This window comes from Bartonella sp. CL63NXGY (assembly GCF_042194905.1).
In the GTDB taxonomy this organism is placed as follows: Bacteria; Pseudomonadota; Alphaproteobacteria; order Rhizobiales; family Rhizobiaceae; genus Bartonella.
Genome location: NZ_JBHINK010000011.1, coordinates 65,408 through 73,947 on the forward strand (window position 1 = coordinate 65,408; position 8,540 = coordinate 73,947).

At 36.0% G+C, this 8,540-nt stretch carries 2 protein-coding genes and 1 pseudogene; 1 reads left to right on the forward strand and 2 read right to left on the reverse strand.

Features of this window, described 5'->3' with window-relative positions:
* Nucleotides 1-59 precede the first annotated feature (59 nt).
* Together ACFIK0_RS06770 and ACFIK0_RS06775 are read right to left on the reverse strand one after the other, a co-directional pair.
* A complete protein-coding gene (locus tag ACFIK0_RS06770; protein WP_375663692.1) occupies nt 60-2,477 on the reverse strand; it encodes an autotransporter outer membrane beta-barrel domain-containing protein in 2,418 nt (805 codons plus the stop codon).
* 519 nt (nt 2,478-2,996) lie between these two features.
* The gene (locus ACFIK0_RS06775) at nt 2,997-5,468 is read right to left on the reverse strand and encodes an autotransporter outer membrane beta-barrel domain-containing protein (RefSeq protein ID WP_375663693.1); all 2,472 of its coding nucleotides are present in this window, start codon (nt 5,466-5,468) and stop codon (nt 2,997-2,999) included.
* A gap of 2,367 nt (nt 5,469-7,835) precedes the next feature.
* On the opposite strand from ACFIK0_RS06775, the pseudogene ACFIK0_RS06780 reads away from it, so the two are divergent.
* A pseudogene (locus ACFIK0_RS06780) lies at nt 7,836-8,425 on the forward strand (integrase arm-type DNA-binding domain-containing protein); the annotation flags it as partial.
* Nucleotides 8,426-8,540 lie beyond the last annotated feature (115 nt).

Genomic DNA, 8,540 nt, shown 5'->3' on the forward strand with positions numbered 1-8,540 from the left:
AAGCAGCACTGTTTTTCATCTCAGCGCTGCTTACGCGTCAAAATAGAGAGCTAAGATTTCTAAAAGCGATAACGCATTCCACCGGAAAAATTAATTCCAGAGAACCCAGCTTTTTGAAGTTTATGTTGGTAATTAACGTCAGCATGAAGTGCGATATTTTTAGAAAGCTGCGCGTTAATGCCAAGCCCACCTTCAAGGGACGAGCCCATAGAATCGAGATGGAAAGATTCCATAACATCGATAGTGCGCTTCTCACCAAAAGCTTTGATGACATTCAATTTACCATAAAAAGAAAGAACACGATCTTTTTCAATAGGAAGCATTGTTTTTGTTAAACGCCCTCCAATACGGACCAACCATTGATGAGGGGGCTTTATATTAACTTGGAAGCCATCAATATCTGAAAGAGTGCCAAAGGCAATATGTTGATAAATAAGTTGTGCTTGTGGTTCAAATGATACTCCTTCAACACCAGTTGCTAGTTTTTGTCCAACGGTAGCTGATATATTTAATGTATCCGTATTGTTTAATTCTGTGGTGTTGCCGATAAGGGCTGTTGTAATATGTCCGTTTAAAATGCCGTAAGAGAAAAGTGCATTAACATAGAGACCACTGTCATGGTGGAGGTTCCCATAGGCCGTAAAGGACCATTTATCCAGTATGCTTTTGTCAGAACCTTCCATATCCTTTGGCGCAAAAGCGAGCTTTCCATATGTGCCTAAAAGACCAAGATTCGCGGTCATATTTTGATTTTCTAACGTTGCTAATGTCATGCCTGCTTGTATAGCAGCATAGTGAACATTAGCACCATAACCATATTCCAATGGACTACGGCTGGAAGATAACGTCATCTTGTTGCCATAAGTCGATAAAAATATCCCTTTCTGTTTATGACCTTCTAATCCGAAAACTGTTGAGTGCATATTATCTAACAGTATATTTTGATTATTTATATCAGCCAAGCCAGAGGAGAATATTGCATTATGCATAACCAAATAGCTTGCCATTTGAGGAACAAGAGCTTTGATCTTTCCTTCATCATCGAGAGTAGCACTTTGCAAGCGGAAATCCCAGAAATTCTCATTTTCTTCCAAGGGAGCTTGTCCGTTGTTTTCTTTTCCAAGAGATGATGCATTGGTATTTTGCGCATCTTGCTTTTTTGATTCTTGTGGTATTGCGCTTAAATGACTTTGTGCCCTATCAGCTTTCCCACGGCTGGATGTTGGTCCATAGCCATTGAGTATGTATTTATAGGGTAATCCATCCATTGTGGTGTAGCCATTTGCCAGCGTGAAGGCGGTTTCTTCTGCTTTTCCAGACACTTGAACAAGTGAGAGACCACGCGCATTCAAAGGAATTGAATCTTCTTCATCATCGAATGGTTCTGCATGCTTTGAAAGATTGTTGAAATAGATCGTTGTGGTGCCTGAGACATCACCATGAACAAGAACACGGTCAGTTTTTTGTTGTTCTTTTGTAAGACCATTACTCCATTCGGTATTAAAGTAAATCCTTGCGTTGCCCAATGCATTGTAAACCGTTGTTGCATCGGAGCTTCTGTTTTGCTCTGCTTTTTGTGGATGTCTTCCTACATGCAAGGTTTGATAATGATTGTCTGCTAGTTTATGCGGCGCATTAAATATGATAGAGCTATTATTAAGGTTTAGGACTGAAACGATTGATTGTGCTCGTTGCTTAAGATCAAGGAGCTTGTAATCAAATAGACTAAAACTATCTTCCAATTCAAATAGACTAATTTTTAAATGCCACTTGCTGTTATTGTTTAGGGTGAAAACCGTTGTATTTTGAGGAAACGTTTTGGCTCTTCCTTCCATAATCGAATTATCAGCGTCTAATGTAAAAGTAGTAGGTTGAATCTTGAAGAAGGGTAAAACGTCATTCTTTAATAACATATCAGAACGAATTTCTGAGTTTTTAAGGTACACTGCATTAGCAACAGCTTTGGAATAATAAGGTCCGAAAATACCTACACCGTCGTTTACAAGAAGTTTTGTATTATTGAGGATTGCTTTGTTTACAACTTCTTCTCCTTCTTTTATTGTAGAGCTTGCAATATAACCAAAGTTGATACCATAGGCTTTGCCGTGGCCTATGACGTTTAATGTTGAATCTTCAATATGGATTGTGCCGTTTGTGAGTGACAAACCATGCTCTTTTGCCTCTCCCACAATTCCTTTGGCATTAATTTGACCACCTGACGTTGCAGAAAGCAAAGAAAAGCCTGAGTGCATTATTGAGTTTGTAATGGTAATATGACCTTTCTTAGCAACCACGGCATCATACTCACCACGAACAAAAACATTATGAAGGCTCTTCTCTTCTCCATTAGCTACTTGGACCGTAGGAATTTCAAGAGGTTGTTTATTTGCATAAGTTGGAGCAAAATGAGAAAAAATGAAAGTTCCAGCAATTGTACATAACAAAAAATTTTTCTTATAAATATATTTCTTATACATAGATATGCCTTTAGTATTTGGTATGCTTTGATGCTTACTTCATTCCCCTGATGGCGCAAGTACCCGATCAGTTTTTTATATCATTACGTTTTTATTGTAAATAACAAAACGAATTATATTTATGGTGTTCTCTATGATTTAAAGTTTTTTTAAGAAAAGCGTTTTTCATGGTCATAAAAAGTCGGGAAAAATGGACTTCATAAAATCTAGCTTGATAAGTATTTTTGTTTTAAAGTGCTAAGAGTCAAAATATTTTGTACTTTTTATTGATATACAACAATTTTTATTGAATCCATTCGATTTTTATAAATCAAAAAGGCAGCTCTCTAGAGACTTCAACAGTCATTGAGAGATAAAGAATTTTATTACATTTGGTTTGAATGAAATTAATCCTTTCAAGAAAGCTGTATAGAAAGAACCGTTATTGATGGCTCTTTCCGATAGATTGAAAAAAAGCAGCACACGTGTACTGCTTTTTTATTAAAAATGAATAGACTATAAATTGTTTTTTGCTTTTTCTTAAAACTGATAGCGTATTCCGCCTGAAAAGCTTGCTCCTGATATACCAGTTTTTTGAAGCTTATGTTGATAGTTAACATCAGCATGAAGGGCGATATTTTGTGATAATTGTGCATTTACACCAAGTCCACCTTCAAGGGCAGCTCCCATAGAATCAAGGTGGAATGGTTCACCAATCTGTATGGTGCCATTGTTAGAAAAAGCTTTAACAATATTTAATTTACCATAGAAAGAAAGAATACTGCCTTTTTCAATAGAAATCGTCGTTTGTGTTAAGCGCCCACCAACACGCACTAAGTATTGATGAGGATTTCCCATATCTACATCAAAGCCATCGACATCTGAGAGTGTGCCAAGCATGAGACGCTGATAAACAACTTGTGCTTGTGGTTCAAAGACCAATCCTTTCGTACTGGTTTCGAACTTTTGTCCAATGGTCGCCGATGCACTGAATGTATCAGCGTTTTTCAATTCTGCAGTCTTTCCTATGAGAGCTGTGGTGATATCTCCCTTGAGCATTCCATAGGAAAAGAGAGCATGGATATATGTACCATTATTATGGTGCAGTCCACTATATGCAGCAATTGACCATTTATTGAGTGTACTTTTGTCAGCACCTTCCATGTCTTTTGGGGTGAAAGCTAATTTCCCATATGTCCCGAAAAGCCCCACATTGGTGGTCATGTTTTGATCTTCTAGAGCTACTAATGTAAAGCCTGCTTGTAAAGAAGCATAGTGAATATCGGCACCATAGCCATATTGTGATGGCGTACGGTGAGAGGATAATGTCATTTTATTGCCATAAGTCGAGAAGAAGATCCCTTTGTTTTTATGATTTTTTTTCTCAAAGCCTGTTTCTTGTATCGTGTTCAGTAAAGTGTTTTGATTGTTTACATCAGCCAGTCCAGCTGAGAATAGTGCGTTAGGCATGGACAAATAGCTTGCCACTTGAGGGACGAGAGCTCTGATCTTTCCTTCATCATCGAGCGTTGCACTTTGCAAGCGGAAATCCCAGAAATTCTGATTTTCTCTCAAATGGTTTTGTATGCTCCCTATTTGCTCAGAATTTGGTGTTGATTCAACTTTTATATTATTCTCACCCCTTAAAGCTATTCCGCTAAATGCAGCGAAGGTCGTGTCGGTTTTTGAGTCCTTTTCTTGTGATTGTTGAGTTACTTCTCCTAAATGGCTTTGTGTGCTCTCTGCTTTTCCAAGACGTGATGTCGGTCCATAGGCATTTAAGACATATTTATAAGGCAAGCCGCCCATTGTGACATAGCCATTTGCTAGTTTGAAGGCATTTTCATCTGTTTTTCCAGATACTTGAATGAGCGACAGTCCACGCATATTCGTGGGAATAGAAGCTTCTTCTTTTGATGACACACCTTTTGAAAGGCTATTGAAACTAATTGTTGTGGTACCTGTTACATCTCCATGGACAAGAAGGCGGTCTGTTTTTTGTTGTTCTCTTTCTAAACCATCACTCCATTCTGTATTGAAATAAATCCTTGCATTGCCTACTGCATTATAAACGGTTTCTATAGCAGATTCCCTGTTTTCGCGTGGATTAGGGAACTCAATTGTTCGTCCTACACTCAAGGTTTGATATTGACTCTTTGCCAGCCTATGTGGCGCATTAAACACAATAGAGCTATTACTAAAGTTCAGTACTGAAACGGTAGATAGAGCTCGTTGCTTAATGTCATGGAGTGCATAATTATATGGACTAAAATCACGATTTATGTCGTATTGACTTACATTTAAATACCATTTGCTATTGTTGTTTAAATTAAAAACAGTCGTATTTACTGCTAAGGTTCTTGCTCTTCCTTCTATAATCGAATTATCGGCAGTTAACACAAAAGTCACAGGATGAGGATCTGAATCTGTTTTCTTTTTTACATTGTTTTTTAATAATACATCAGAACGAATTTCTGAATTTCTAAGTTGAACTTCGGCAACAGACTTTGAAGATGACGGTCCTAAAATACCGATACCATTTCTCACAAGAAGTTTTGTATTGTTAAGAATTGCCTTATTGATAACTTCTTCACCATCTTTCAGATAATTTATGCTATGAAAAATAATACCGGATTTTCTTTTGGTTTCTATGAATGAATCTTCAATGTTAATGATACCGTTTTCAATTGATAGACCAGTATCCAAGGCATTGACTTTCACTTCTTTAGCATTAATACGTCCACCTTGTGATACAGCAAAAGCAAACGAAGCTGAATGTATTGTTGAGTTTGTAATTGTGGCAATTGCTTTTTCTTTGGCATACACTGCGCTCGGTCCATTGCGGATAAAAACATTATTAAGAGTTTTTTCTTCTCCTTTCTCCAGCTTAAACTCACTAATAATTTCAGGAGGTTGTCTATTTGCATAAGTTGGAGCAAAATGAGAAAAAATGAAAGTTCCAGCAATTGTACATAACAAAAAATTTTTCTTATAAATATATTTCTTACACATAGATATGCCTTTAGTATTTGGTATGTTTTGATGCTTACTTCATTCCCCTGATGGCGCAAGTACCCGATCAGTTTTTATATCATTACGTTTTTATTGTAAATAACAAAACGAATTATATTTATGGTGTTCTCTATGATTTGAAGTTTTGCTTCAGAAAAACTTGTTCATGATCATAAAAAGTCGAGAAAAGTGGATTTCATAAAACCTAGCTTGGTTAAGCTTATGCTAAAAGCACTATGAAGTATGATATTTAAAAACTGTCTATTAAAGATAATCGCTATAAAAGCTCTATCGCATTGAGATGTATTATTTGATGTACTCACCAAAACGATCAGAAAATTTTCTCTGCTAGAAGAAGTGATGAGGGGGCTATTCACAGGCTTTCTTTAAAGAAGCTTTTCCTTAAGGGTAGCAAAGTCCATTTTTCTAAGGTCGCACAGCCCATTTCGCGATGGTTTTCATGAATGCTATAACGCTAAAGCTATAGAGTCCCATCATCTTTATGCTTACGAAGGAGCAAGCCGATACCTTTACGGCTTAATAAAAGAGCAACCCCATTACATACTTTGCTAGCTCCCAATGTTGTGTGGATAGCCTTTGGCACTTGAGGCGGTGCATGAGAGGAATTCTTAGGCTTTTCTTATATAACTTTGCTTCACACGCCAGTCCCGCTTGTAATGTGTAAGTGAATGATTTTGATTAGTTCAACATGGAACAGATTTTAAATGAGAGAAATTTACGATATTCAGAACTCTAACTCAATGAAAGTAACGCTAAATTATCATTATAAATCAATATTTTGAATATTTCATTTAAAACATCTTTTATTGATACAAAAAAGAACTTTATTGAGTTATTTCATTTTATAAATGAAAAAATTAGCTTTTTTGAGCGTTTTGTATGTGAAAGATAAAGCGCTTGTTGTTAGATTTTCTTTTCATGCATTAATTTTCTCAAAACTGTTTGTTTAGAAGAACCAGCAATGGAAGTGTAAATAAATCTTTATAGATAGCGACAACACATCGTAAAGAAAGAATTTATTTTATTGCTATAATAGATTGTAAATAACAAAAAAATACACTCCGTTTTTTGTTAATAGTAAACGGATCAATATGCTTATTTTTTTATAATTTTATATTAAAATTGGTAGTGTATTCTATCAGAAAAACTTGTCTCGGCTATACGTCTTTTAAAATTTTTTCTGATAGTTTACATCAATATAGAAGGTTAAATTGTGAGATAACTGTGTATTGTGCTAAACGCACCTTTAATGGCAGGATCTATCGGATTAAGGTAAAAATGAATACCAATCTGTTTAGTATCATCAATATCAAAGTTTTTTAAGGAAGTTCACTTTCTCATACAAGGATGGGGTACGATCTTCTACGGTCCTAACAATAGTTTTTGTTAGATACCTACCTATCCGGACTAACTGAGGAGGCTGTCTGATTTAATTTTAAGATCATCAATATGTTAAAAGTTGGTAAAAATCAAATCCTTAGCACACAAATTATGTTCGTGGTTCAAAAGGTTAGTTCTCTGATTATTCTTTGCAAATTTTTGACAAATGATTGTTGAGGCAATTAACATTTTTACAGCATAACTTTAATAGTATTTTTTATAGAAGTTTTAGAGATATCTGCTGTACAGATATCACAAGGGAAGAGTGTAGCCATATGAAAACACCATTATGCTCTGTTATATTGTAAGCTATGATTGATGATTTATCCAGTGTGCTTTTTTTCATTTTCTATATCCTTTGGAGTGAATGAGAGTGGCTGTAGGTTCCTATCTATTTCAAATGTGTAGTGATTAACTTTTCATTTTTCTAATATCATCTTTGCTTGGACAGCTCTATGGCGCATATTAGCACCATATCTATCTTCAAAGAGGAGCATAATCAAACGGTAGAGTTTCTGTACTTCCATAAGTGAAAAAGCAAGAAATCTTCTATTTTTTAAGATTTATTCTTAATGCTGTTATCTTTATATTATCTAAAAATACACTTTTTTAGCTTTATGGGCAAATTCGATGATGAATAGCTGCGCAACCCATGTGAAGAGGAGAAAAATCGTATTTAAGTGGAAAAGAAAACACTTCAGGAAAAAATGGATTTCATGTTCGAAAAGGCTGCATACTTTGTGACATATTCTAGATAAAAATACCTTATCTTTTATCTTGATAAAAATGGTATAATATAATGATTTATAATGATAATTTATCGGTACTTTCATTGAATTAGAGTTCTGAATAACGTAAGATTTTCTCATTTTAAACCTGTTTGTCTTAAATCAAGCAAAACCATTCTCTTGCACACCACAAGCGGGGCTGGCGTGTGGGTAAAAAATGTATAAGAAAGGACCAAAAATGTCTCTTATGAATCGTCTCAAGAGCCAAGGGCTTTAGCAACACCCACGAGCTGGAAAATATAATGATGGTGCCGGCTTGCTCCTTCACAAACGTAAAGATGGGGGTACTCAATGGCTTTATCGTTATACCTTTCACGGGGGGCGCCGGCGTGAAATGGGCTTGGGTGCCTTGAGAGATGTCTCTTTAAAACAAGCTCGTGAATTGGCAACTGGGTGGCGTGCTGTTTTACGTGAGGGGCGTGCCCCCATTAAAGAACGTGAGAAACGAAAACGTGAGGCAATGCGTAATCTCCATTACTTAAAAGACATTGCCTTAGATGCTTTTGAAAGTTGTAAAGCTGAATTAAAAATGATGGTAAAGATGGAAACGGGTTTTCACCTTTAAAACTCCATATTCTCCTCAAATTAGGCTGTTTGCCTATTTCAGAGATTACACAAACAGAAATACGCAATATCCTCGCTCCCATCTGTCATACAAAAGCTGGAGCTGCTAATACAGCACTGATGCGTCTCAAGCTTTGTTTTAAACATGGGCGTTGCGCGTGGATGTTGATTTTACAGGCAGTAGAAAAAGCAAGGGCTCTCTTAAGGAGGGATAGTGTAGTGTTATTAGGATTTATAAAGCGAAAAGGCAGCATATTGTGGCTGCCTTTTTTGTTAATGCATAGAAAAGAAATACGCTGTTTTGACAGTTTTATTTTAA